Source organism: Photobacterium lucens, from assembly GCF_009873615.1.
GTDB lineage: Bacteria > Pseudomonadota > Gammaproteobacteria > Enterobacterales > Vibrionaceae > Photobacterium > Photobacterium lucens.
The window spans coordinates 1-1,566 of record NZ_SSMG01000315.1 but is presented as its reverse complement, the minus strand read 5'-3'; the positions used below and the strand labels follow the sequence as shown (position 1 = coordinate 1,566).

1 protein-coding gene is annotated in these 1,566 nt (G+C 41.8%); it reads right to left on the bottom strand.

The annotated features are described in order from the left end of the window. Positions 1–74 precede the first annotated feature (74 nt). On the bottom strand, positions 75–1,301 hold the full coding sequence (locus E5A76_RS13790; RefSeq protein WP_107165242.1) for an NAD(P)/FAD-dependent oxidoreductase: 1,227 nt from the start codon (positions 1,299–1,301) through the stop codon (positions 75–77). Positions 1,302–1,566: the final 265 nt, after the last annotated feature.

The following is a 1,566-nucleotide window of genomic DNA, read 5'->3' as shown; positions in this document are numbered from 1 at the left end:
TTTAAATCAGAGAGATTAATAACGGTCAATATAGTCGTAATATTGACCGTTATAGTTGAAAGGCAATGTACAGATTAAATGCCGTTTGGCTTAAAGACTGCTTTTAGACGTTTAGCAATCATTAAACGTGAAACAGTGAACATACCAGTAACTGTACGTTGGTGCAGGCGGAAGATCGTATCGTATAAACGACGGATCAAACGACCTTGTAGTACCATTTTACCTTCCATCTTTGAGCCTGGTGCAAATGAACCAACTGCAAAGTGGTGGCCTACCGCAACAACCATACCGCTGTCTTTAAATTCAAAGTCAGTTAATGGTTTACCACGTAGCATACCGCCTAAGCTTTTCGCTAGGTGTACAGCTGCACGGTTTGCTGCTTGTGCTTTAGGTGGAACAAAGCTGCCATCCGCTTGTGGGATAGATGCACAGTCACCGAGTGCAAAAATGCTGTCATCAACGGTCGTTGTTAAGTTCGCATTTACTTGAATTTGGTTCATACGGTTGTAGCTTAAGCCACCAATACCGTTTAGCCAATCCGGTGCTTTAACACCTGCTGCCCAGAATTGAACATCAGCATCCAGTTCGCGGTTATCAACAGTTAGCATACCTTTGTCTGTTACTTCACGAATACGTGTGTCCAAAAGCACGTTCACGTTATTACGCTCTAGCTCTTTGAGTACTTTTTCAGACATTTTTTCAGGGCTATTTGGTAATACGCGAGTAGCAGCTTCAATCAAGTTGATATGAAGAGGTGCACCATTGTAGCGTTGTAGTTTTTGGCTTACACGTGCTAGCTCTGCCGCAAGCTCAACACCTGTAGCACCTGCACCAACAATGTTTACTGTACGATCTTCGCTTGCACGAAGAATTTGACTTACTTGGTGCCATGCCTGACGCGCTTGGCTTGCAGAATCTAAGAATAAACAATGATCTTTAGCACCTGTGGTATTAAAGTCATTACTTACCGCACCGATTGCAATGATAAGGTAATCGTATTTAATTGCCGCTTCAGTGCCGTCTGGACGACGTACTGATAGCATCTTGTTCTCACGATCAACATCTGTCATAGCTGCTTGATAGTGTTGATAGCCGTGGCGTGCGCCATGGGTGAAATAACAAACTGTATCAAGATCGCTATCAAAAGTACCTGCTGCGATTTCGTGTAGACGTGGTTTCCAGAAGTGGTGTGTTTCTGGTTCTACAAGAATGATTTCATCTTCTTTACGTACGGTTTTTCCTAATAGAGTCGATAACTCTAAACCTGCGGCACCGCCACCTACAATAACGATTCGTGACATACGAATTCCTCAAAAGGCACCCTGGACTTCATTCCTCAGGGGATGGTTCTTACCATCGTTAAATCAATGAGCTAATCCGTTGCTACTCGTTTAATTTTTGGGGTATACCTATATGGAATGGTATGCCCTATCATTTGTGAGATGAATTTCTTTGATATAAGACAATTAAATTCATCAAAATTCAAGTTTTGTGAGCCAAAGCGTCATTTTTTTTAAACAAACTAACTTTGCTGTGATGGTGCTTAGTATATTTATTTCTTATGAA

What these genes read in the sequence shown, in the direction of transcription:
- E5A76_RS13790 (WP_107165242.1), bottom strand. Translation starts at nt 1,301, where the DNA reads ATGTCACGAATCGTTATTGTAGGTGGCGGTGCCGCAGGTTTAGAGTTA.